This window comes from Delftia sp. WSY_22 (genome assembly GCF_043104185.1).
Lineage (GTDB): Bacteria > Pseudomonadota > Gammaproteobacteria > Burkholderiales > Burkholderiaceae_C > Comamonas > Comamonas tsuruhatensis.
This window is the reverse complement of the sequence record NZ_JBICKN010000059.1, coordinates 459,936-482,964: the sequence shown is the minus strand read 5'-3', so window position 1 is coordinate 482,964 and position 23,029 is coordinate 459,936. Positions and strand designations below refer to the sequence as shown.

Annotated in this window: 26 protein-coding genes; 17 read left to right on the top strand and 9 right to left on the bottom strand. The window is 69.0% G+C overall.

The window, feature by feature from the left end:
* Positions 1 to 128 precede the first annotated feature (128 nt).
* The 17 genes from ACF8NF_RS27945 to ACF8NF_RS27865 all read left to right on the top strand — a co-directional run bounded on the left by ACF8NF_RS27945 (position 129) and on the right by ACF8NF_RS27865 (position 14,338).
* A complete protein-coding gene (locus tag ACF8NF_RS27945) occupies positions 129 to 1,526 on the top strand; it encodes a cobyrinate a,c-diamide synthase (protein ID WP_047327128.1) in 1,398 nt (465 codons plus the stop codon).
* A complete protein-coding gene (locus ACF8NF_RS27940) occupies positions 1,526 to 2,119 on the top strand; it encodes a bifunctional adenosylcobinamide kinase/adenosylcobinamide-phosphate guanylyltransferase (RefSeq protein WP_212646024.1) in 594 nt (197 codons plus the stop codon). The genes ACF8NF_RS27945 and ACF8NF_RS27940 overlap by 1 nt, the downstream gene beginning before the upstream one ends.
* Complete coding sequence (locus ACF8NF_RS27935) at positions 2,116 to 2,994, top strand: ABC transporter substrate-binding protein (protein ID WP_392451673.1); 879 nt, start codon at positions 2,116 to 2,118, stop codon at positions 2,992 to 2,994. The genes ACF8NF_RS27940 and ACF8NF_RS27935 overlap by 4 nt, the downstream gene beginning before the upstream one ends.
* 41 nt (positions 2,995 to 3,035) lie before the next feature.
* Positions 3,036 to 4,019, top strand: coding sequence for an iron ABC transporter permease (locus tag ACF8NF_RS27930; protein ID WP_343740038.1), 984 nt, complete (start codon positions 3,036 to 3,038; stop codon positions 4,017 to 4,019).
* The gene (locus tag ACF8NF_RS27925; RefSeq protein ID WP_047217634.1) at positions 4,016 to 4,819 is read left to right on the top strand and encodes an ABC transporter ATP-binding protein; all 804 of its coding nucleotides are present in this window, start codon (positions 4,016 to 4,018) and stop codon (positions 4,817 to 4,819) included. Before ACF8NF_RS27930 ends, ACF8NF_RS27925 begins: the two co-directional genes overlap by 4 nt.
* Before the next feature lie 16 nt (positions 4,820 to 4,835).
* A complete protein-coding gene (locus tag ACF8NF_RS27920) occupies positions 4,836 to 5,636 on the top strand; it encodes an aminoglycoside phosphotransferase family protein (RefSeq protein ID WP_392451672.1) in 801 nt (266 codons plus the stop codon).
* Between the two features lie 84 nt (positions 5,637 to 5,720).
* The gene (locus ACF8NF_RS27915) at positions 5,721 to 6,512 is read left to right on the top strand and encodes a phytanoyl-CoA dioxygenase family protein (protein WP_279492851.1); all 792 of its coding nucleotides are present in this window, start codon (positions 5,721 to 5,723) and stop codon (positions 6,510 to 6,512) included.
* Between the two features lie 225 nt (positions 6,513 to 6,737).
* On the top strand, positions 6,738 to 6,983 hold the full coding sequence (locus ACF8NF_RS27910; RefSeq protein ID WP_016453068.1) for a DUF6364 family protein: 246 nt from the start codon (positions 6,738 to 6,740) through the stop codon (positions 6,981 to 6,983).
* A gap of 104 nt (positions 6,984 to 7,087) precedes the next feature.
* The gene (locus ACF8NF_RS27905) at positions 7,088 to 7,417 is read left to right on the top strand and encodes a PIN domain-containing protein (protein ID WP_392451671.1); all 330 of its coding nucleotides are present in this window, start codon (positions 7,088 to 7,090) and stop codon (positions 7,415 to 7,417) included.
* Positions 7,418 to 7,451: 34 nt separating this feature from the next.
* The gene (locus ACF8NF_RS27900) at positions 7,452 to 8,117 is read left to right on the top strand and encodes an aspartate/glutamate racemase family protein (RefSeq protein WP_392451670.1); all 666 of its coding nucleotides are present in this window, start codon (positions 7,452 to 7,454) and stop codon (positions 8,115 to 8,117) included.
* Positions 8,118 to 8,180: 63 nt separating this feature from the next.
* Positions 8,181 to 8,750, top strand: coding sequence for a cob(I)yrinic acid a,c-diamide adenosyltransferase (cobO, locus tag ACF8NF_RS27895; protein ID WP_013803210.1), 570 nt, complete (start codon positions 8,181 to 8,183; stop codon positions 8,748 to 8,750).
* Between the two features lie 39 nt (positions 8,751 to 8,789).
* Positions 8,790 to 9,497, top strand: a complete 708-nt coding sequence (gene bluB, locus ACF8NF_RS27890; RefSeq protein WP_392451669.1) for a 5,6-dimethylbenzimidazole synthase — start codon at positions 8,790 to 8,792, stop codon at positions 9,495 to 9,497.
* Positions 9,494 to 10,576 (top strand): adenosylcobinamide-phosphate synthase CbiB, encoded by a 1,083-nt coding sequence (gene cbiB, locus ACF8NF_RS27885; protein WP_392451668.1) that lies wholly within the window; start codon positions 9,494 to 9,496, stop codon positions 10,574 to 10,576. The genes bluB and cbiB overlap by 4 nt, the downstream gene beginning before the upstream one ends.
* On the top strand, positions 10,573 to 11,616 hold the full coding sequence (locus ACF8NF_RS27880; protein WP_392451667.1) for an aminotransferase class I/II-fold pyridoxal phosphate-dependent enzyme: 1,044 nt from the start codon (positions 10,573 to 10,575) through the stop codon (positions 11,614 to 11,616). Before cbiB ends, ACF8NF_RS27880 begins: the two co-directional genes overlap by 4 nt.
* Entirely contained in the window at positions 11,603 to 13,108 is a 1,506-nt protein-coding gene (locus tag ACF8NF_RS27875) for a cobyric acid synthase (RefSeq protein WP_209802228.1), read from the top strand. The genes ACF8NF_RS27880 and ACF8NF_RS27875 overlap by 14 nt, the downstream gene beginning before the upstream one ends.
* Before the next feature lie 142 nt (positions 13,109 to 13,250).
* On the top strand, positions 13,251 to 13,682 hold the full coding sequence (locus ACF8NF_RS27870; RefSeq protein WP_392451666.1) for a hypothetical protein: 432 nt from the start codon (positions 13,251 to 13,253) through the stop codon (positions 13,680 to 13,682).
* A 284-nt stretch (positions 13,683 to 13,966) separates the two neighbouring features.
* On the top strand, positions 13,967 to 14,338 hold the full coding sequence (locus tag ACF8NF_RS27865) for an oxidoreductase (RefSeq protein WP_046988816.1): 372 nt from the start codon (positions 13,967 to 13,969) through the stop codon (positions 14,336 to 14,338).
* Positions 14,339 to 14,423: 85 nt separating this feature from the next.
* Here the strand turns inward: ACF8NF_RS27865 and otnI are convergent, their stop codons facing one another.
* From otnI to ACF8NF_RS27820, 9 genes are all read right to left on the bottom strand, one after another.
* Positions 14,424 to 15,221 (bottom strand): 2-oxo-tetronate isomerase, encoded by a 798-nt coding sequence (gene otnI, locus ACF8NF_RS27860; protein WP_212646016.1) that lies wholly within the window; start codon positions 15,219 to 15,221, stop codon positions 14,424 to 14,426.
* 35 nt (positions 15,222 to 15,256) lie between these two features.
* A complete protein-coding gene (otnK, locus tag ACF8NF_RS27855) occupies positions 15,257 to 16,540 on the bottom strand; it encodes a 3-oxo-tetronate kinase (protein WP_392451665.1) in 1,284 nt (427 codons plus the stop codon).
* Positions 16,537 to 17,457, bottom strand: coding sequence for an L-threonate dehydrogenase (gene ltnD, locus ACF8NF_RS27850; RefSeq protein WP_279492845.1), 921 nt, complete (start codon positions 17,455 to 17,457; stop codon positions 16,537 to 16,539). The genes otnK and ltnD overlap by 4 nt, the downstream gene beginning before the upstream one ends.
* Positions 17,454 to 18,437, bottom strand: a complete 984-nt coding sequence (denD, locus tag ACF8NF_RS27845) for a D-erythronate dehydrogenase (protein WP_392451664.1) — start codon at positions 18,435 to 18,437, stop codon at positions 17,454 to 17,456. The genes ltnD and denD overlap by 4 nt, the downstream gene beginning before the upstream one ends.
* A gap of 43 nt (positions 18,438 to 18,480) precedes the next feature.
* The gene (locus tag ACF8NF_RS27840) at positions 18,481 to 19,812 is read right to left on the bottom strand and encodes an MFS transporter (RefSeq protein ID WP_272206313.1); all 1,332 of its coding nucleotides are present in this window, start codon (positions 19,810 to 19,812) and stop codon (positions 18,481 to 18,483) included.
* Positions 19,813 to 19,926: 114 nt separating this feature from the next.
* Positions 19,927 to 20,565 carry an aldolase gene (locus tag ACF8NF_RS27835; protein WP_046988822.1) on the bottom strand — a complete coding sequence of 213 codons (639 nt, stop codon included), beginning with the start codon at positions 20,563 to 20,565 and terminating at the stop codon, positions 19,927 to 19,929.
* 146 nt (positions 20,566 to 20,711) lie between these two features.
* Positions 20,712 to 21,479: a FadR/GntR family transcriptional regulator gene (locus tag ACF8NF_RS27830; RefSeq protein ID WP_126311813.1), complete on the bottom strand. Its 768-nt coding sequence runs from the start codon at positions 21,477 to 21,479 to the stop codon at positions 20,712 to 20,714.
* Positions 21,480 to 21,557: 78 nt separating this feature from the next.
* Positions 21,558 to 22,199 carry a phage tail protein gene (locus tag ACF8NF_RS27825; RefSeq protein ID WP_047217653.1) on the bottom strand — a complete coding sequence of 214 codons (642 nt, stop codon included), beginning with the start codon at positions 22,197 to 22,199 and terminating at the stop codon, positions 21,558 to 21,560.
* A 37-nt stretch (positions 22,200 to 22,236) separates the two neighbouring features.
* Entirely contained in the window at positions 22,237 to 22,737 is a 501-nt protein-coding gene (locus tag ACF8NF_RS27820; protein ID WP_047217678.1) for a hypothetical protein, read from the bottom strand.
* Between the last annotated feature and the right edge of the window lie 292 nt (positions 22,738 to 23,029).

The window sequence follows — 23,029 nt, the reverse complement described above, 5'->3', positions numbered from 1 at the left end:
GCCAGACTGTCTCACAAAATCGTAGCGCCATCTGTAGGACTCGTCTGCTTCGGCGGGATGTATTGCGTAAGCATTGGTTGCGGCCGCGGTGCGGGCGCGCACTACAATGCGCCGCGCGGAGCGAACACATGAACATTGACCTTGGCCAGGGCGGGGCACGCTGCCCGGCGCTGCTGATCACTTCCACGGCTTCGGGCCAGGGCAAGACCACGCTGACGGCTGCGCTGGCGCGGCTGCATGCGCGCCAGGGCCGGCGCGTGCGCGTGTTCAAGTGCGGCCCCGACTTCCTGGATCCGCACTGGCATGAACTGGCCAGCGGCGCGCCCGTGCACAGCGTAGACCTGTGGATGACGGGCGAGTCCGACATGCTTGCACGCCTGCACGCAGCCGCCTGCGAGGCCGATCTCATCCTGGTGGAAGGCGTCATGGGGCTGTTCGACGGCACGCCCTGCGCGGCCGATGTGGCCGAGCGGCTGGGCCTGCCGGTACTGGCCGTCATCGACGCCTCGGGCATGGCCGGCACCTTTGGCGCGCTGGCCCATGGCCTGCAGCACTATCGGCCGGGCCTGCGCTGGGCCGGCCTGCTGGCCAACCGCGTGGGCAGCGCCCACCATGCCGATCTGCTGCGTGCCGGCCTGCGCGATCCCTCGCTGTGGCTGGGCGCGCTGGCGCGCGTGCAGGGCAAAGGCGCCGCCTCGCTGCTGCCCGAAAGACACCTGGGCCTGGTCGCCGCACATGAACTGGACGATGCGCTGGTGCGCCTGGACGTGGCCGCCGACGCGCTGCAGGCCACGCCGCTGGGCCAGTTGCCCTGGCAGGCCGGGCCGGGGCAGGGCGCCAGCTGGCAGGACTGGTCCGTGGATTTTGAGCTGCCTGCCGAACGCACCGAGCAGGTGCAGCCCTGGCTGGCGGGCCGCACCGTGGCCGTGGCGCGCGACGCGGCCTTCAGCTTCATCTATGCGGCCAACCTCGACTGCCTGCGTGCCATGGGCGCGCGGCTGGCGTTTTTCTCGCCGCTGGCCGGCGAGCGCCTGCCGGATTGCGATGCGCTGTGGCTGCCCGGGGGCTATCCCGAGCTGCACCTGGATGCTCTGGCTGCCAATGCCGCGCTGCGCGGCGACATCGCCGGCCATGTGGCTGCCGGCCGCCCGGTCTGGGCCGAGTGCGGCGGTATGCTGGCGCTGTGCGAGCGACTGACCGACACTGCGGGCCGGAGCACGGACCTCTGGGGCCTGTTGCCTGGCCATGCCTGCATGCAGCCGCGCCTGGCGGGACTGGGCATGCTGCAGCTGCCCACGCCCTGGGGCCTGCTGCGCGGCCACACCTTTCACTACAGCCGGCTGGAGACTTCCATGACCGAGGCCGGGCGCAGCAGCCGTCCGGGACAGGACGCCCATCCCGACCGGGGCGAGGCGCTGTACCGCCACGGCAGCGTGCATGCCAGCTATTTCCATGCCTGGTTTGCCTCGCAGCCGCGTGCCGTGGCCGCGCTGCTGGGCGCCGACATTCCCCCGGGGACCGCGTGATGACCGAGCCCATCTCCACCGTTTCGCTTCCCCGCAGCCAGCTCATTGTGGGCGGCCAAAAAAGCGGCAAGTCGCGCCGCGCCGAATTGCTGGCGCGCGCCTGGCTCGATGGCGCACCGGACCGCGAGGCCGCGCTGATCGCCACCGGCCAGCCCTGGGACGACGAAATGCGCGAGCGCATCGCCCGCCACCGGCGCGACCGCGCCGAGCGCGTGCCCGGCATGGCCACGCTTGAGGAGCCGCTGGACCTGGCCGCCATGCTTGCGCGGCACAGCACGCCGCAGCGCCTGCTGGTGGTGGACTGCCTGACGCTGTGGCTGACCAACTGGATGATGCCGGCCCAGCCTTCCGAGGAACTGGCGCGTGGATGGGAGGGCCAATGCACGGCCTTTCTGGCCGCCTTGCAAGCTGCGCCCGGCCCGGTGATCCTGGTCGGCAACGAGATCGGCCTGGGCGTGATTCCGCTGGGATCGCAGGTGCGTGCCTTCGTCGATGCGCTGGGTGTGCTCAACCAGCGTGCGGCGCAAAGCTGCGAAACCGTCACGCTGATGTGCGCCGGCCTGCCGCTGGCGCTCAAGGGCCCGCAGCCGTGAGGCCATGGCGTCCCGCCCTGTGGGGCCTGGCGTTGGCACTGGCGCTGTCTGCGGCGCAGGCTGCCATCCGGGTCACGGACGGGCGGGGCGTTCCGGTGGAGCTGCCACAGCCGCCGCAGCGCATCGTCAGCCTGCTGCCCTCGCTGACCGAGACCGTGTGCGAACTGGGCGGCTGCCAGCGTCTGGTCGGCGTGGACCGCTATTCGAACTGGCCGGCCCATGTGAAGACCCTGCCTGTGGTGGGCGGCGGAATCGATCCCAACATCGAGGCCATCGTCGCGCTCAAGCCCGATCTGGTTCTGGTGTCCATGGCCTCGCGCTCGGTGGCGCGGCTGCAGGCCTTGGGCCTCAAGGTCGTGGCGCTGGAGCCGCGCACCCATGCCGATGCGCAGGCCGTGCTGCGCACCGTGGGCCAGTTGCTGGACCCGCCGCCCGCGCAGGGAGCCGACCGGGTCTGGGCCGCCATCGAGGCGCGCATGCAGGAGGTGGAGCGCAGCATGGCCCCCGCGCTGCGCGGGCAGACCGTGTACTTCGAGGTCAACCGCGGCCCCTTTGCCGCAGGCGAGTCCTCGTTCATCGGCGAGACCCTGGCGCGCCTGGGCATGCGCAACATCGTGCGCGCGCAGCTGGGGCCGTTCCCGCGCATCAACCCTGAATTCGTGGTGCGCGCCGACCCGGACTTCATCCTGGGCGGCGACCGCAGCCTGGGTACTTCGGGCGAGCCCTATCCGGGCTGGGGCCGCATGCGCGCCATGCAGGCCGGGCGCGTCTGCCGCTTTGAACCGGCCGAGCTGGACGTGCTGGTGCGCGCCGGACCACGCATGGCCGAGGGCGCCGCGCTGATGGCGCGCTGCCTGAACGGGGCCGCACGGTGAGGCAGGCCCGCAGGCACCACAGCGGCCTGGCTGCGCCGTGGATGGCACTGGCCCTGCTGGCCGTGAGTGCCCTGCTCATGCTGCTGGGCGCGGGCGTGGGCAGCACGGGCTGGGAAAGCGTGTGGGCGGCGCGCAGCGATCCGCTGTCCTGGCAGATCGTCACCGAGATCCGGCTGCCGCGCACGGCGGGCGCCTGGCTGGCCGGCGGCCTGCTGGGGCTGGCCGGGGCCATTGCCCAGGGCGTGTTCCGCAATCCGCTGGCCGATCCCTATCTGCTGGGCAGTGCCTCCGGCGCCTCGCTTGGCGTGGCGCTGAGCATGGCGGCGCTGGGCGCCTCGCCCTTCGCACTGGCGGGCCTGGCACGCCTGGGTGTCACGGGTGCGGCCTTTGCGGGCGCGGCCCTGGCCGTGCTGCTGACCCTGGTGCTGGCCCAGGGCGTGCACAACACCATGCGCCTGCTGCTGGCCGGGGTGGTGGTGGGGGTGGTGCTGGGCGCAGCCGCGTCCCTGGTGCTGCTGATGAACCCGGACATCATGCAGGCCATGCAGGCCTTCATGCTGGGCAGCACCTCCTTCATCGGCTGGGGCGCCTGCGCGCTGATGCTGGCCGTGCTGCTGGCCACCGCCCTGGGCGCCTGGTGCCTGGGCCGCGTGCTCGACGGCCTGTCCCTGGGCGAGGCCACGGCCCACAGCCTGGGCCTGCCGCTGGCGCCGCTGCGCATGGTGCTTATCTTGCTGCTGGCGCTGGCCACGGGCACGGCCGTGGCGCAGACCGGGCTCATCGCCTTCGTCGGCCTGGCCGCGCCGCATCTGGTGCGCTCCATGGTGCGGTCCATGCACCGCTGGCTGCTGGTGCTCAGCGCGGGCATGGGCGCCGTGCTGCTGCTGGCCGCCGACCTGCTGGCGCGCTGGCTCATCGCCCCCCAGGAGCTGCCCGTGGGCGCGCTCACGGCCTTGCTGGGCGGCAGCTACCTGCTGTGGCTCATGCACCGCCGCCACGCCCTGCGTTGCGGGGAGGGCGCATGACGGCACTGGCCCCCGCCCTGCAAGCGCGCGCCCTGAAGGTTCGCCTGGGCGATCGACAGGTCCTGGGCGGCCTGAGCCTGGCCCTGCCCGCCGGCCGCTGGACCGCCATCGTCGGCCCCAATGGCGCAGGCAAATCCACGCTGCTGCGCGCCCTGGCAGGCATGGAATCCGGCGCTGGCGTGCAAGGCGAGGTGGAGCTCCTGGGCCGCCCGCTGCGGCAATGGAGTGCGCGCGAACGGGCCTGCTCGCTCGCCTGGCTGGGCCAAAACCAGCCCGTGGCCGGCGACATGCGGGTCCAGGACGTGGTCATGCTGGGCCGCCTGCCGCACCAGGGCTGGCTGGCGGCGCCCAGCCAGGCAGACCATGCCGCCGTGGAGCAGGCGCTGCGCCAGACCCAGGGCTGGGACTGGCGCATGCGCAGCGTGGGCAGTCTCTCGGGCGGGGAGCGCCAGCGCGTGCTGCTGGCGCGCGCCCTGGCCGTGCAGGCCCGTGTGCTGCTGATGGACGAACCCCTGGCCAACCTCGACCCGCCGCACCAGGCCGACTGGCTGGAATGCGTGCAGGCCCTGGTCGCCCAGGGCTGCACCGTGGTCAGCGTGCTGCATGAGATATCGATGGCCTTGCAGGCCCAGGACCTGGTCATTCTCGACAAGGGGCAAGTGGTGCACCAGGGGGCCTGCGCCGACGCGGCCACGCATGCGGCGCTGGAGGCCGTGTTCGAGCACCGGCTGCGCATCCGCGCCATCGACGGGCAGTGGCTGGCCCTGCCACGGCTGCGGGGGCAAGCCGCAGCTCCCTGATTGCCTGTCGGAAAAAATGTCTCTCCATGCGCCGTATCTGAGTCGCTGGGCTCTGACCATCGATGGCCAGCCCCTGTCCACGCCGCGCGGCGTGCTGCTGCCCGTGCGCCAGGGCGGCACGCCCGCCATGCTCAAGATTGCGCTGGAGCCCGAAGAGATGGCCGGCGCTCGCTTGATGGCCTGGTGGAATGGCGACGGCGCTGCACCTGTGCTGGCCCAGGAAGGGCCGGCCCTGCTGATGCTGCGCGCCACAGGACCCGAATCGCTGGTGGAGATGGCCCGTGGCGCGCGCGATGAGGAGGCCACGCGCATCCTGTGCACCGCTGCCAAGCGCCTGCACCTGCCGCGCGCCAAGGCGTTGCCACCCCTGGTGCCTCTGACGCAGTGGTTCCATGCATTGCTTGCACAAGGCCATGGAACCGCCAGCCTGCTCGGCCTGTGCGCCACCACGGCACGCGAGCTGCTGGCCGCACCGCGCGACGTGGCCGTGCTGCATGGCGACCTTCACCACGGCAATGTGCTGGACTTCGGCCCTCTGGGCTGGTTGGCCATCGACCCCAAGGGCCTGCACGGCGAGCGCGGCTTCGACTACGCCAACATCCTGAGCAATCCCGACCCCGCCAGCGCACTGGCGCCGGGGCGCTTTGCGCGCCGCATGGCCACCATTGCCGAAGTCTCGGGCATAGAGCACAGGCGCCTGTTGCAATGGGTGCTGGCCTGGTCGGGACTGTCTGCCGTCTGGAGCATGGAAGACGGTGACGATCCTGGCGCTGCGATGGCTGTGGCGCAAATGGCGGCTTCGGCCTTGGCATGCTGATTTTCAGACTGCGATACATCTCTTTTTCTTCCCCAACAGGGTGAAATGGCGCTTCACAGAAAAAGAGGGTGGAGGAATTTTTCGATGCTTGCCGATGCACTGGGGATGTTTGAACAGCAGGGATTTGTCATCTGGCCAAGACCCATGGAGAAGGGCCTTCTCGACAGCTTGGTGGCATCTGTTGAAGCCATCCAGCGCCATGCGCAGGCCAGGACACTGGATCCGGCGCTGGACGAGCTGTTGGTGTATGAGAAAGATCTGTCGGCCAGCAAGCGCGCCGGCTTGGATGGTGCCCTTACCGGAAACTCGATCTTCATTGTTGGAGATCCCGCCCGCTTTGATGAAGTCTTCGCAGAGACACTTCACGATGCCGCGCTTGTCTCGGCGGCAACGACGCTTCTTGGCGTGGACGAGGCGGTGGTCCATTTCATGAACGTGACCATCAAAAATCCCGGATTCGGACGGTCAATCTCCTGGCACCGCGATTACCCCAATGGGTATTTCTGCACCAGGGATTCCAGCTTTATCCGTCTGATGATCTGCTTGGATGGCATGTCGGTGGAGAGCGGTGCCACCTGCTTCGATGCGGGCACTCATCGCATCTCCGACCAGGAGGCGCAGCAGCAGAAGGTGAGTGGCAACTGGCCCGCTCCCGATCCGGCCGACATCGTCACCGTGCAGTGTGACCCAGGCCAGATCGTGGCGATCCACCCGAAGGTGCTTCATGGCGGAGGCATGAATACCGGCTCTGGAATGCGGCGCAACGTCATCCTGCAGATTGGCACTCTGGGTGCAGAGCCCATGACACACGCCGAAGAATCTCTGACCGGCATCGTCATCGGCGCGAAAGGCTGCAGGGAACACCTGAATCGCTGAAGGCGTATCGGGGACGAGGCCAAGGCCATCGTGGACCGCGTGGTGAGGGGCATGATGCCTTCGCCCATCCTTCGCTCATCCCTCGTCCAAGGGCATCTGAAGGGCGCAGGCCGGCCTGGTTGTCCTGCCAGCGGAATTTTTCTAACATACAGAAATCTGTACGAAAAATCTTTGCAAAGGATCTGTGCGAGAAATCTGTACGAAATTCCTGCTCTGGGGGCCGTCATGAAGACCACGCTTGACCTCAACGATGCATTGCTGACCGAAGCAAAGACCTATGCGGCACAGCAGCACACCAGCCTGACGCGCCTGATCGAGGAGGGCCTGCAATTGCGCTTGCGCAAGGCCCAGGCGCCTGCCCGGCGCGTGCGCCTTCCCGTCTACCACGGCAAGGGCGGACTGGCACCGGGGCTGGACGCACTGAGCAACCGCGCGCTGCTGGATGCCGCCGGTCAGCAGGATCAACCATGACGCCCGATGTCAACCTGCTGGTTGCGGCATCGCGCAGCGACCACCCCCATCATTCGGTGGCCCGCGACTGGCTGGAGCAGGCCATGGCCGATGCCAGCTAGGGCGTGCTGCTGAAATTGCAGCCCATGGTGGTGGCGAACTTTCTGCGCCTGGTCACGCATCCGAAGATCTTCGTCAACCCGACTCCCATGGTCGAGGCTTTGCGCTTCGTTGACGCATTGCTGGCATCGCCCGGCGTCGAGCAGGCCGTGCTGGGTGCCGAATGGCCGGCGTTAAGGCAACTGTGCGCCGACAAGGCGCTTTCCGCCAATGACGTACCGGACGCTTGGCTGGCCGCTGCCGCCATCCACCAGGGCGAGCATGTGGTCAGCTTCGATGCCGATTTCAAGCGCCTGCTGCCGCGCTCCCAGTTCACCCGGCTGGCGCCCCAATAATTCCTTTCCTTTCCTTTTCAGATTCCCCCAATCCATGACCCGCATCGCCCTCATCCACGCCCTCAGCCATTCCGTCGCTCCCATCAACGAAGCCTTTGCGCGCGACTGGCCCGAGGCGGTACGCATGAACCTGCTGGACGACAGCCTCTCGGCCGACCTGGCGCGCAACGGGCGCGGGCTGGACGCCGCCATGCACGAGCGCTTCCAGCGCCTGGCGCAGTACGCCGTGGACACGGGCGCGCAGGGGATCTTGTTCACCTGCTCGGCCTTTGGCCCTTGCATCGAGGCCGTGGCCGCGCGCCATGCGCCGCTGCCCGTGCTCAAGCCCAACGAGGCCATGATCGAAGAGGCGGTGCAGGCCGTGCAGGGCCAGCAGGGGGCCTTGGGTTTGATCTCCAGCTTCGCGCCCACGCTGCAGTCCATGCCGCCGGAGTTCCCGGCCAGCATCGAATTGGTGCCTGCCCTGGCCGATGGCGCCATGGACGCGCTCAACCGCGGCGACACCGCCACGCATGACCGCCTGGTGGTCGAGCAGGCCAAGGCCCTGGCTGCGCGTGGCTGCACGCGCATTGCACTGGCCCAGTTCAGCATGGCGCGTGCCCGCGCCGCCTGCGAGGCCGCCACGGGCCTGCCCGTGCTCACCACGGTGGACAGCGCCGTGCGTGCCCTGCAGCGCCGGCTGGGCGTGCGCCTCGGTTAAAGTGGCGCTCCGCTGCGGCGCATGCCCGCCGCAGCGCGTGCAACTTTTGAGGATGACAGACCCATGCAGATCGAACAGGCCCCGACGGAAAAGCCCTATGAAAAGCCCGAAGGCGAACGCCGTGGCCTGGTGCTGGTGAACACCGGCGACGGCAAGGGCAAGAGCACGGCGGCCTTCGGCCTGGCCCTGCGCGCGCATGGCCGGGGCAAGTCCGTCAAGATCTTCCAGTTCATGAAGGTGCCCACCGCGCGCTTTGGCGAGCACCGCATGTTCGAGCAGCTGGGCATGCCCATCGAGGGACTGGGCGACGGCTTCAGCTGGAAGAGCCAGGACCATGAGCGGTCGGCCCAGATCGCGCGCGAGGGCTGGGAGCGTGCGCGCACCGCCATCCTCTCGGGTGATCACTTCCTGGTCGTGCTCGACGAAATCACCTATCCGCTGATCTATGGCTGGCTGCCGCTGGAGCCTGTGCTGCAGGCCCTGGCCGACCGCCCGCGCCATGTGCACGTCATGCTCACGGGCCGCCGCTGCCCCGAGGAAATCATTGCCGTGGCCGATACCGTCACGCGCATGGAACTGGTCAAGCACGCCTTCCAGGCCGGCATTCCCGCCCAGCGTGGTATTGAGGACTGATGCCGCCCGCAGGCCCGGCCTGCGGCGGACAATGGCGGCATGAGCAGCGAAACGCAATCCCGGGCGCCAGAGACCATTCCCGCCCAACCCTTTGCCGAGGCCGAGCGGGCAGCCGTCTACCGAGCCATCCATGAGCGGCGCGACATGCGCCACTTCTGCGGCGGCGAAGTCGCGCCCGAGGTGCTGCTGCGCCTGCTGCGCGCCGCCCACCATGCGCCCAGCGTCGGCTTCATGCAGCCCTGGCGCTTCATCCGCGTGCGCGATGCGCAATTGCGCCAGGAGATCCATGCCGTGATTGAGCAGGAACGCCTGCAGACCGCGCGTGCCCTGGGCGAGCGCGAGGAAGACTTCATGCAGCTCAAGGTCCAGGGCGTGCTGGATGCGGCCGAGGTGCTGGTCGTGGCCATGCCGCCAGGGCGCGAGGCCCATGTCTTCGGCCGCCGCACCCTGCCCGAGATGGATGTGGCCTCGGCCGCCTGTGCCATCCAGAACATGTGGCTGGCCGCGCGCGCCGAGGGGCTGGGGCTGGGCTGGGTCTCGCTGTTCGATCCCGAGGTGCTGGCCGCGCTGCTGCAAATGCCCGTGGGCAGCCGGCCGCTGGCCGTGCTGTGCCTGGGCCCCGTGTCCGCCTATTACGCAGAGCCCATGCTACAGCAGCAGAAATGGGCCAGCCGTGCGCCGCTGCAGGACATGCTCTACGACGACCTGTGGGGCCAGCGCGCCGCCGGGGCGCCGCCGCAGGCATGAACGACAGCCATTTCTGGCAACTGTCGGGCGCCGCGTTCAGTCCGCTGTGGTGGAGCTGGCAGGCGCTGTCGCAGCCTGTGCCCGACCCCTGGGCCCGCCACGCCCTGGCCGCCGCGCTGGCCGTGCCCGTGGCCCTGCTGATCGACCGGCTCTGGGGCGAGCCGCCCGTGTGGATGCACCCCGTGGTCGCCATGGGCCGGCTGCTGGCTGCGGTTGGGCGAAGAATTGCCCCACGCGAAGAACATGTGCGCGACTGGCCACGCTTTGCGCTGGGCGCAGTCGCCTGGTGCCTGCTGGCGCTGCTGTTCTTCGCCATCTACGCGTTCATCCAGTGGCTGCTGCCGCCCATGCCCTGGTGGCTGGGGGCGCTGGTGCTGGGGGTGCTGCTCAAGCCCTTGCTGTCCTGGCGCATGCTGCGCGACGAGGTGCTGGCCGTGGAAGCCGCACTGCAGCAATCCCTGCCTGCAGGCCGCGAGCGCCTGACCTGGCTGGTCAGCCGGGACACGGCGCAGCTCGACGCAGGCCAGGTGCGCGAAAGCGCCATCGAAACCCTGGCCGAGAACCTCAGCGACTCCGTGCTGGCGCCGCTGTTCTGGTTTGCCGTGGCCGGCCTACCGGGCGCGGCCCTCTACCGCTTTGCCAACACGGCCGATGCCATGTGGGGCTACCCGGGCTGGCGCGGGCAGGGCGATGACCGGCGCCACTGGCAATGGGCCGGCAAATGGACGGCGCGTGCGGATGACCTGCTCAACTGGATACCGGCGCGCCTGACCGCCTTGCTGCTGGCCTTGTCCGGCCTGGCCGCTGGCCGACGTCCGGGCTGGGGTGCGCTGCGCCAGGACGCGCGCATCACCCCGTCGCCCAACGGCGGCTGGCCCATGGGCGCCATGGCAAGGCTGCTGGGTGTGCGCCTGGGCAAGCCCGGCGTCTACGTGCTCAACCCCGCAGGCCGCGTGCCGCAGGCGGCCGAGCTGCAGCAGGCCGTGGCGCATGCGGGCCGCGTGGTCGCCATGCTGGTGGCTGCAGGGCTGGCCGCCGCCCTGGTCATTGCATGGGCGATGGCAGGAAAGACACCATGAAACCGATCCCAGTCACCCACGGGGGCACGGATGCGCTGGGCGTGCCCGCGCACGATTTCTCCACCAACCGCAATGCCTGCGGACCTTGCCCGCAGGCGCTGGATGCGCTGTCCCAGGCCCACGCGGCCCAGTACCCTGACCCGCATTACACTGCGTTGCGCGCACGGCTGGCGGACCTTCATGGCGTGCAGGCCGAGCGCATCGTCATCGCGGCCAGTGCCAGCGACTTCATCCACCGCATCACCATGCATGCAGCGCGCGAGGGCGCGGCCGTCGCCAGCCTGCCGGCACACCATTACGGCGACTACGCCCACGCGGCCCAGGTCTGGCGCCTGCGCCAGGCCGTGCGCGACGGTATCACCGAGGCCGGCCCCGGCCTGCACTGGGCCTGCGCGCCATCGAGCCCGCTGGGCCAGCCCGAAGATGTCTGGCCCCTGTGGAGCGAGCCCGCACCGCCCGGCACCTGGCGCGTGATCGACTGCGCCTATGCGCCCCTCAGAATGGAGCCGGGCATGGAACCCGCCGTGCCCTTCCCGGTGCGCGATGCCTGGCAGATGTGGACTCCCAACAAGGCCCTTGGCATGACCGGCGTGCGCGCGGCCTACGCCATTGCGCCCGAAGCCGTGCCGCACGACGAGATCGATGCCTTGCGTGCCCTGTCACCCTCCTGGCCCGTGGGCGCCCATGGCGAGGCCATGCTCACGGCCTGGACCGCTCCGGCCACCCGGCAATGGCTGGCGCAAAGCCTGCAACGGCTGCGCGATTGGAAGGCGCAACAGATCGATCTGGTGCAGCGCCTGGGCTGGCAGGTGCTGCCCGGCTCGCAGGCCAATTACTTTGTGGCGCGCTGGCCGCAGGCACGGCAGGGCGACGCCATGCAGACGCGTCTGGCCCAACTGCGCGCGCAGGGCATCAAGCTGCGCGACTGCGACAGCTTCGGCTTGCCCGGCTGCGTGCGCATGGGCGTGCTGGCGCCTGCATCCCAGAACGCCTTGCTGGCTGCCTGGCAGCCAATGGAGAAACACCATGCAATCGAGTGAACCCGCCGCCGTGAACCTGCCCTTGCCCGAGCCCGGCCAGCGCCCCGCGCTGTGCGTGATGGTGCTGGGCACCAGCAGCGGTGCCGGCAAGAGCTGGGTGGCCACCGCGCTGTGCGCCTGGTACCGCGCCCAGGGCTACAAGGTGGCGCCCTTCAAGGCGCAGAACATGAGCAACAACGCGCGCGTGGTCTGCGCGCCGGGCGGTGCCTGGGGCGAGATCGGCACGGCACAGTACCTGCAGGCCCTGGCCGCAGGCTGCGCGCCCGATGTGCGCATGAACCCGCTGCTGCTCAAGCCCGAGGCCGACATGCGCAGCCAGGTCGTGCTGCTGGGCCGGGTCAGCGAGGAACTCTCGGCCTTGCCCTGGCGCGGCCGCAGCGCCCGCGTGTGGCCGCAGATCGCCGAGGCGCTGGACAGCCTGCGTGCCGACAACGACGTGGTCGTCATCGAGGGCGCAGGCTCGCCGGCCGAGATCAACCTGCATGCCAGCGACGTCGTCAACATGCGCGTGGCGCGCCACTGCGGCGCGCATTGCCTGCTGGTATCCGACATCGACCGCGGCGGCGCCTTCGCCCACCTCTACGGCACCTGGGCCCTGCTGCCTCCGGAAGAACAGGCGCTGATCCGCGGCTTCGTGCTCAACAAATTCCGGGGCGACGCCAGCCTGCTGGCGCCCGCCCCGCAGATGCTGCAGGAGCGCACCGGCGTGCCCACCGTGGCCACCATCCCCATGCAGTTCCAGCATGGCCTGCCGGAGGAGGATGGCGTCTTTGACGACCGTGGCTCTGGAGGAGGCGTGGGGCGCGCCGTGCACACCACCATCGCCATCGTCGCCTACCCGCGCATCAGCAACCTCGACGAATTCCAGCCCCTGCTGCAGGTGCCGGGCCTGCGCGTGGTCTGGGCGCGCACGCCGGCCCAGCTGGCCGGCGCGGACTGGATCATCCTGCCGGGCTCCAAGGCCACGGCTGCCGATCTGGCCTGGATGCGGTCCCAGGGCCTGGATGCTGCCGTCGCCGCCCATGCGGCGGCAGGCCGGCAGGTGCTGGGCATCTGCGGCGGCCTGCAAATGCTGGGCGAGGCGCTGATCGACCTGCACGGCGTGGACGGCAACGCAGCCGGCCTGGGCCTGCTGCCGCTGACGACCCTGTTCGCGCCCGACAAGACTGTGCTGCCCGCCAGCGTGCAGCTGCCGCCGCTGCCAGGGGCTTTGGCGGCGCTGTCCGGCGTGCAGGCCCGGGTCTATGAAATCCACCATGGCCAGACCAGCGTGCGCCCCGACATGGTGGCCGCCGGCAGCGCCGTGGCCGAGCCTGTGCCGGGCCTGCTGTGGCACAGCCCTGACGGCCGCATCGCCGGCTGCTATTGGCACGGCCTGTTCGAGAACGCGGACGTGCTGCGCGCCCTGTGGGGTGCCGAGGTTCCCACGCTGGACAGCGTCTTCGCGCGCATGGCCGACGGCGTTCAGCGCTGGTTTGCCACCCAGGCTTGACCCAGGTCGGCGACCGCTTGCGCGTTGCGCGGCAACATGTAGGCCATGGACTGCATGCGCAGCCGTGCTGTACCGATAAATGGGGAGCTGGAAAACACGCATGCTTGGGCCTTGACTTTTTCACGAGGAATGGAGTGAAGCTATGAAGAATCCATGGATCCGTCCCATGCAGCTGTGTATTGGCGCTGCCGTCCTGGGCATGGCCGGCCTGGCCACCGCCCAGCCCGGCCCCGGGCCTGATGGCACGCCGCCTCCGCCCCCCGCCGCGGAAAAGGCCAAGCCCCATCACCACCACAAGAAGCACGCCGAGCACAAGGGGCCCGCCAAGCGCGGCTATGACCGCCGCGACCCTGCCCAGCACGAGGCCGCCGCCGTCCAGGAGCAATCGCGCCGAGGCGGCGTCCAGTCGGGCGACAACTTCCAGCGCAATGCCGTGGCCCGCTGCGATGTCTTCAAGAACGAAGGCGACCGCCGCTCCTGCGTGGAGCGCGTCAAGGACGGCCAGGTCAGCGGCTCCGTCGAAGGCGGCGGCGTGCTGCGCGAGTACACGGAGCAGGTTCCTGTAAGGCAATAACAGCGTCTGCTGTTATTCACCTGAGAAAACCCGCCGGGCCACGAAGCCGGCGGGTTTTTTTGTGGGCGAATGCAGGCTCCCGCGTCAGCAGCCTGTGGTGTGGTCCGTGCTGCAGGCAGCCGGTATCGAACCTCGACCGCAGAGACCTGGCCCGCCACCACGCCCCTGTCCACCGGATTTGACCTGGGTCATACAAACCCATTCCACCCGCCCCGGACCGGCGCGCACCGGCAAGGCATTTCTATGATGGCGCCGTACTTCCCATATGGAAAAGGATTCAACCCATGCAAGCCTTCCGGATCGTGGTCATTGGTGCGGGGCAGACCGGCACTCCCTTGCTGCAGCAATTGCTGGACGCGCCCTTCGTGCAGTTGCTCGGGGTGGCCGACCTGGATTTGAACCAGCCCGGCATCGCACTGGCACGCGCGCGCGGCGTGCCGGTCACTACCCGGTTCATGGAACTGGTGGACGCAGCGGTGGACATCATCATCGACGTGACCGGCTCCCCCCAGGTGCGCGAGTCGTTGCGCAGCAAGATGGTGGAGACCGGCAACACGCACACGCTGATCATGCATGAGGCGATTGCGCTGCTGATGATGTCGCTGTCGGCCGGCCGGCTGGTGACCAGCAAGCACAGCGATCTGGAGTATTCCTGAACGCAGGCGGCGGATAGGCAGGACAGCTATCCGCCCCGTCCTCCCGTGCCTGGCGGATGACGGGCTGCCGCAGCAGGCGCTACAGCTACAGCCACTCCTTCATCCACCCCAGCCCCTCGCTGGTAGCGTGCGCGGCCGCGCCGCGCGCGGGGCGGTATTCGCAGCCTATCCAGCCGTCGTAGCCCAGCTGGTCCAGCAGGCGGAACAGGTAGGGGTAGTTGACCTCTCCCACGTCGGGTTCGTGGCGTTCGGGCACGCCTGCGATCTGCAGGTGGCCCACGCGGCCCGTGGGCAGGTACTGGCGGATCTTCATGGCGAGGTCTCCCTCGACGATCTGGCAGTGGTAGAGATCCATCTGGACCTGGACATTGGGCTCGGCAATGTCGGCCAGCAGCGCATGGGCCTGGTCCTGGCGGCTCAGGAAGAAGCCGGGCATGTCGCGGCCGTTGATGGGCTCCAGCAGGATGGCGATGCCGTGGGGCGCGGCCAGCCGTGCGGCGTGGCGCACGTTGGCGATGTAGGTGGCGCGCAGGGCATCGTCGCTGGCGCCTTCCGGCTTGAGGCCGGCCATGACGTGGATGCGCGGGCAGCCCAGCGCGCGGGCATAGGCAATGGCGCGTTCCATGCCCTGGGCGAATTCCGCCTCGCGCCCGGGGATGCAGGCCAGGCCGCGCTCGCCCGCGTTCCAGTCGCCGGGCGGGGCGTTGAACAGCACCTGCTGCAGGCCGTTGTCCTGCAGGCGGCGGGCCAGTTGCTCGGGCGCGAAGTCGTAGGGAAACAGGTATTCGACAGCCTGGAAGCCGTCGCGCGCGGCGGCCTCGAAGCGGTCAAGAAAATCCAGGTCGTTGTAGAGCATGGACAGGTTGGCGGCGAAGCGGGGCATGAAGGCTTTCCTGAAAACGGATGCTGAGTGTGGCATCAGGCGCGCTGCAACGCGCCGAAGGCCTTGGTGAAGAAGTCCGTGGTGCCGAAGTTGCCGGACTTGAGCGTGAGGTGCAGCCCCTGCGGCGCCAGGGGCGAGGCGGCATGGCACCAGGGTACGCCAGGGTCGATCTGCGGCCCTATGCGCATTTGCTCGATGCCCAGCGCCTGCACGCAGGCGCCCGAGGTTTCGCCACCGGCCACGACGAGCTGGCGCACGCCCATCTCGACCAGCCCCCGGGCGATGGCGGCGATGGTCTGTTCGACCAGTGCGCCGGCCTGCTCCACGCCCAGGCGGCCCTGCACGGCCTTGACGGCCGCGGATTCGGCCGTGGAGTAGATCAGCACCGGGCCGCTGGCGATGTGCTGGCGGGCCCAGGCCAGGGCCTTGCCGGCTTCGTCCTCGCCGGCGGCGATGCGCAGGGGCTCCAGCGCCAGGGCAGGGCGCCCCGAGGCGATGAAGTGCGCCACCTGTGCATTGGTGGCCACCGAGCAACTGCCCGAGACGACCGCCTGCAGGCCGGTGGCGGTTGGCAGGGCAGCGGCCTGGGCCGAGGGCTGTATGCCGAAGTTCGCGGGCAGGCCGATGGCCACGCCCGAGCCGGCCGTGACAAGCGGCATGCCGGCCAGCGCCGGGCCCAGGCGCAGCAGGTCGTCGTTGGAGACGGCATCGACCACGGCCATGCCCACGCCCTCGGCCTGGAGTGCGGCGATGCGCGCGCGGATGGCGGCCTCGCCCTGCGCGACGGCCACATGGTCGATCAGGCCCACCTTGCGCCGCGTCTGCGCCTGCAGCACGCGCACCAGGTTGGCATCGGTCATGGGCGTGAGAGGATGGTTGCGCATGCCGCTGTCGCTGAGCAGCACATCGCCCACGAACAGGTGGCCCTTGAAGACGGTGCGCTGGTTGTCGGGGAAGGCCGGCGTGGCAATGGTGAATTCGCAACCCAGCGCGTCCATCAGCGCATCGGCCACGGGGCCGATATTGCCCTGCGGCGTGCTGTCGAAGGTGGAGCAGTATTTGAAGTAGATCTGCGGAGCCCGGCCATCGGGGCCCTGGCCTCGCAGCCACTGCAGTGCCTGCAGCGACTGGGCGACGGCGTCGGCCGGCGCGATGGTGCGCGACTTGAGCGCGACCACGACGGCGTCCACGCCCTCGTCCACCGGGCCGGCGGGTACGCCAATGCTTTGCACCACGCGCATGCCTGCGCGCACCAGGTTGTTCGCCAGATCGGTGGCGCCCGTGAAGTCGTCGGCTATGCAGCCCAGAAGAAGGGTCATGGGGATTCCGATGGAGCCTGGGGCAGGGTGATGCCCGGGAATATCTTGATGACGGCGCTGTCGTCCTCGCGGCCATGGCCGGCGGTGGATGCCTGCATGAACATCTGGTGGGCCGTGGAGGCCAGGGGCAGCGGGAATTTGCTGTGGCGCGCGGTGTCCAGCACCAGGCCCAGGTCCTTGACGAAGATGTCCACGGCCGACAGCGGGGTGTAGTCGCCGGCCAGCACGTGGGCCATGCGGTTCTCGAACATCCAGCTGTTGCCGGCGCTGTGGGTGATGACCTCGTAGAGCGCGGCGGCATCGACGCCTTCGCGCAGGCCCAGGGCCATGGCCTCGGCCGCTGCGGCAATGTGCACGCCGGCCAGCAGCTGGTTGATGATCTTGACCTTGCTGCCCGCGCCCGCGCTGTGGCCCAGGCGGTAGACCTTGGCGGCCATGGCGTCGAGCACGCCTTCGCAGGCGGCATAGGCCTCAGGGCGGCCTGCCGTCATCATGGTCATCTGGCCCGACGCGGCCTTGGCCGCGCCGCCGGAGATGGGCGCGTCAATGTAGTGCACGCCCTGCGCCTGCAGCCTGGCCTCCAGCGCCACGGACCAGTTGGGGTCCACGGTGGAGCACATGACGAAAACGGAGCCGGGCTGCAGCGCGGGGGCGATGCCGCCTTCGCCGAACAGCACGGCCTCGGTCTGCCGGGCGTTGACGACCACGCTGACGATGATGCGGCAAGCGGCGGCCATGTCGGCCAGCGTGGCGCAGGCCGTGCCACCTTCGGCGGCGAAGGCGGCTGCGGTCTCGGGGCGGATGTCGTGGACATGCACGTGGTGGCCGGCGCGGCGCAGGCTTTGCGCCATGCCGGCGCCCATGGCGCCCAGGCCGATCACGCCGACGGCGCGGGGTGTGGCGGTGGTGTGGTTCATGGCTGGCGTCGGGGTGTCAGGTCATCGGCGATGTAGGCGCGCACGATGGCCGCAAAGTTCTCGTCGCCGCGCAGGCCCAGCCGGTCGGCGCGCGTGGTATCCCAGCGGCCGGGCCAGCTGCCGACGATGCGCTCGACCTTGTCGTCGGGCTGCCAGCTCACGCGGTTGGCCACTTCGTCGCCAGCCACTTCGCGCAGCGCGCGCACCATGTCGCCTGCGCTGACGGACACGCCAGGCAGGTTGATGGGGCGGCGGTCGGCGACGGCGCTGGCATCGAGTTCGCAGCCTGCGACCAGGGCCTCGACGGCGCGGCGTGGCGACAGCAGCCACAGGCGCGTGGTGGCACCCACGGGGCAGTTGGCCGCCTCGCCGTTGAGGGGCTCGCGGATGATGCCGCTGGCAAACGACGAGGCGGCCGCATTGGGCCGGCCCGGGCGCACGCTGATCGTGGGCAGGCGCAGCACGCGGCCGTCGACAAAGCCGCGCCGCGTGTAGTCGGCCAGCAGCAGCTCGGCAATGGCTTTTTGCGTGCCGTAGGAGGACTGCGGGTTCAGGGCCGTGCCGTCCAGCACGGTGTCGGGCAGGTCGCCCCCGTAGACGGCCACCGAGCTGGTGAAGACCACGCGCGGCATGTGGCCCACGGTGCGGCAAGTCTCCAGCAGGGCGCGCGAGGCATCGAGGTTGATGCGCATGCCCAGGTCGAAGTCGGCCTCGGCCTGGCCGCTGACCACGGCGGCCAGATGGAAGATCACGGCTGTGTCCTGGTCTATGGCGCCGCGCAGCACCTGCGGGTCGGCAATGTCGCCCACCAGGGAGCGCACGCGCGTGTCGTCAATGGCGTGGGGGGCCACCACGTCGAGCAGGTCGATCTGGTGGATGGGCCAGCGAATGCCGGCCAGCGTCAGCGCACCCTGTTCGAGCAGCTTGCGGGCCAGGCGCTGGCCCAGGAATCCGGCGCCGCCGGTGATCAGTACTTTCATGTGTCTTGGGGCTTGGAGCTTGAAGGATGGGAAGAAGGGCCGGTCAGCGGTTGACCATCTTTGCGGGGGTGAGCCAGACTGCGATGGCGCCCACCACGAGCACTCCCGCCAGCACGAACATGCCGGCCTGCGTGGACTGGGTCAGGTCCTTGAGGTAGCCGATCATGTAAGGGCTGGCGAAGCCCGCGAGGTTGCCGACCGAGTTGACGATGGCAATGCCCGCCGCCGCCGCCGTACCCGACAGGAAGGCCGTGGGCAGCGACCAGAACAGCGGCGCGCAGGTCAGCACGCCGGCTGCGGCCAGCGACAGGAAGATCAGGGAAAGAACGGTGTTGTCGGCAAAGAAGGCCGTCATCGCAAAGCCCACGGCGCCCATCAGCGCGGGCACGATCAGGTGCCAGCGGCGCTCGCGGCGCCTGTCGGCGCTGTGGCCCATGAGGTTCATCACCACGATGGCGCACAGGAAGGGGATGGCACTGAGCAGGCCGATGTTCAGCGCGCCCGTGACGCCCGTGGACTTGATCAGCGTGGGCATCCAGAAGGTCAGCCCGTACTGGCCGGCGACGAAGGCGAAGTAGATCAGGCACATCCACCAGACGCGGCGGTCGGCGAAAACGGCCTTGAGCGAATGCTTCTGGGCACCTGAGTGCTGCTGGTCCAGCTCGATCTCGCGCGCCAGCAGCTGCTTTTCGGAGGCCGTCAGCCACTTGGCGCTGGAGATGCCGTTGTCCAGATAGAAGATGGTCACCACGCCGATCACCAGGGCGGGGATGGCCTCGATCAGGAACATCCACTGCCAGCCGTGCAGGCCATGGTCGCCGTGGAAGGCCTGCATGATCCAGCCCGACAGCGGGTTGCCGAAGATGCCGGCCACGGGGATGGCCGACATGAACAGCGCCACGATCTTGGCGCGCCGGTGGGCCGGGTACCAGTAGGTCAGGTACAGGATCACGCCGGGGTAGAAGCCCGCCTCGGCCAGGCCCAGCAGAAAGCGCAGGATGTAGAAGCCCGTGGGCGTTTCCACATACATGAACATGGCCGACAGAATGCCCCACGTGATCATGATGCGGGCGATCCAGACGCGCGCGCCCAGGCGGTGCATGAGCAGGTTGCTGGGCACCTCGAAGAGGAAGTAGCCGATGAAGAACACGCCTGCGCCCAGGCCGAACACGGTCTCGCTGAAGCCCAGGTCCTGGGACATCTGCAGCTTGGCAAAGCCCACGTTCACGCGGTCCAGGTAGGCGATCACATAGCACAGCATCAGGAACGGCACGAGGCGCCAGAACACCTTGGCGTAGGCGCGCGCCGTCTCCGGAGAGTCGGCCTGGGCAGGGTGGGCCCCGGCCTGGCCGGATGCGATATCCGTTGTCGTCATTTCAAGTCTCCCTTGGGTTCGCCGCTTGATTCGCCGCTTGATGCGCCGCCTTGCGGCTGCGCGGCTGTGGATGGGCTGGGTGGTGGAATGCGGCCGTGGGCGCCGCTGTGCAAATCAGTAGCGCGCCCCGAAGGTGGTGCGCAGCTCGTCGATGGCGGCCGCGTCCAGGGGCTGCGGCCGGGGATGGGTCATGAGCCAGAGCCTTGCGGTTTCCTCCAGCTCTTCCAGCACATGGCTGGCCTGCTCCACCGAGCGTTCCCAGACCACGGGGCCCAGGCGCTCGAACAAGGCGCCGCGCACCTGGCCGGCCAGCGCGGCCACCTCGGCGGCGGCCTGCGGATCGCCGGGCCGGCGGTAGCGGATCAGCGGGATGCGGCCCACCTTCATGACCTGGTAGGGGGTGATGGGCGGCAGCACCTCGTCCTCGCGCCAGACGCCGGACAGCGTCAGCGCCACCAGATGCGTGGAATGCGTGTGGATGACGGCACGCGCCTCGCCGTCATTGCCGTAGATGCCCCGATGCAGGACCAGGGTCTTGGAAGGCTTGGCGCCGCTGACCCACTGCCCGCCGGCATCGACCTTGGACAGCTCGGCCGGGTCGAGCCGGCCCAGGCAGGCGTCGGTGGGGGTGATCAGCCAGCCGTCATGCAGGCGGGCGCTGATGTTGCCGGCAGCGCCAACGGTGTAGCCGCGCTGGTAGAGGCTGGCGCCGGTGGCGCAGATCTGCTCGCGGATGCGGGATTCGTCGCTCATGGGTGAACGCCCAGGCAAAGGCCGGGTGTGCCTGGTGCAAAAAGAGATGTGACTGATATTGTCATCAGGTCATCATACAAATTTTGCGCAATAACCCAAACAAGGTGAAAACCCTTGGCCATGCGCCAAGGGGTGGTTTCGGAGGTTCAGGGCTTGGCGGCCAGGATGTCGCGGGCCAGGCGTTCGCCGTCCTGCTGCCAGAAGCTGGCGTCGGCGCGGTGGATGCGGTCTATGGCGTTGCCCATGTGCGTGGCGGCGGCCTTGCGCGCGGCCTTGGGGTCGCCGGCCTCGATGGCCAGCACGATGCTGTGGTGCTCGCGTTCCACGGCCTTGCCGAAGTCCTCGCGCCGCGCCTCGTTGGCGCGCGTGATGCGCATGGCGCCGCGCAGGAACTGCGACAGGTAGTCCAGCGTGCTGATCAGGAAGGGATTGCCCGAAGCCTGGGCGATGGCGCGGTGAAACGCCATGTCTTCCTCCACGCCGTCACGGCCCAGCCGCACGGCCTCGGCCAGGGCGCTCTCCGCATCGTGGATGCGCTGCATATCCTCTTCGCTGCGCCGCCGCGCCGCGAGTTCGGCCACCTCGGTCTCCAGTGCGCGGCGCACCTCGGTGATCTGGATCAGCGCATTCCTGCCAGCCGCCGGCAGGCCTTCGAAGTCCAGTGGCTCTATGCCTGCCGCCTTCACGAACACGCCGCTGCCCTGGCGCGATTCCACCAGGTTGCGCGACTTGAGCTGGGACACCGCCTCGCGCACGACGGTGCGGCTGACCTCGAGCTGCTGCACGAGCTCGGCCTCGGTCGGCAGCTTCTGCCCCGGCTGCAGGTTGCCGGCGCGGATGCGCGCCTCCAGCTGCCGGGCAACCTGGTCCGCGAGCTTGAGACCGGGCTGGATGGCAGAGAAGGAAACCGTCATGGAGGTGGGGGCTGGGGAGACACGTGTGGCAGTGATTGTCTCAGAACGGTGCGGCACTCAGGCCCTCGCGCCCGGCAGTCAAGGCCGGGGTGGATAGATCCCGTCCACCACAATGCACCACTGCATACTCAGGTAGGGGTCGCGTATGGAAAAAGGCTGACTGCCCCCTGCAACTCCTACGCTGACGTTCGCTGAATTGCCAAGAGTCACGTCGGCTGTCGCAGTTTCCCGATAGATGCCTGCATTCTGCGCCTGGGCCAGCATTCTGCCGGGAGCGGGTGTGGCATGGGTCGCTTCCTGGGTACTGGCGGTAACGCTTGAGGTGACAACGGCCGCGTGCGTATGCGCGGGCATCTGGGTCTGCGTCAGCGTCTGGGTCTCAGTGCCGCCGATCTGGCCCAGGCTGGTGGGGTACAGCCCCGGGCCGCTGCCTGTGCCCACGGGAACACGTCCTTGCAGATCGGGGAGTCTGAAGGTGATCTGGCCGTCGCCTCCATACGTCGTGCCAAGTAGCGAGAACAAAGGGGTATTTTGGCTGATTACGAGCGTCTGCCCTGCGGCCGGCAACGTGCTTCGAGGGCAGAAGTTGCCCGCGAAGAGAAAAAGTTCACCGACGTAAGATTCTGATCCTGCGTGGGCTGAAGGCATGAAGGACGCTGACAGCGTGACGGCCAGCGCGAGAGCGGTTTTGCGCGGCAAAGAGGTTGAGTTCTGGGACATGGCGGAATCCTGGGAGGCTATAGGGGCGTAGCTTGTATCAACGGGCGAGCATGAAGCAGATGCGATCCAGCGTCTCTTTCTCCGGGTCCACCCAGCCAGGCGCCAGAGCGATGCCGGCAACGGGGTCCCCCGTTGCCGCGATGGCCACGGCCCGGCCCTTGTTGGTGCGACTGTCCAGCAGCAGGGTGTAGCTGCCCGGGGCTACGGCGGGGTTGAAGGCGATCGTGAAGGGGCCGCTCGCGCCATTGCGTGCTGCTGCATAGCCTGCACCACTGCGGATAACGGCCTTGGTGGCGTCGCCCGGATCGGGTGCAACGCAGCCGTGGCGCACTTCGGCCAGACCTGTGACACCACCCATGCCCGTCGGTCCCATGGGACCCTGCGGGCCCACCGAGCCTTGGAGGCCGTTGCATACATAGCTGGTGCTGGTGATCTCTGCTGCATCCAGTACGCCGTTGCGGTTGGTATCCAGGCCCTGGCTGATGCGCTGACCGCCCGTGGCGCAGGTGGCGCCAGCAGCTTCTACCTGGGTCACCATCAGGGATTCCCGGCCATCGGTGCCCGCCGCGCCGACTGCTCCCGGGCTACCTGGCGCGCCTGTAGTGCCGGCAGGTCCGGTGGCACCGGCAGGGCCGGTAGCGCCCGTGGCTCCCGTAGCGCCGGCCGGTCCGGTGGCACCGACGGAGCCCGTGGCTCCGGCAGCGCCTGCCGGCCCCGTTACTCCGGCAAGCCCTGTGGCACCGGTGGGCCCCGCAGAGCCTGTGGCACCGGCGGGGCCTGTGGCACCGGTAGCACCTGCCGGTCCTGTAGCGCCGGTAGGGCCTGCGTCG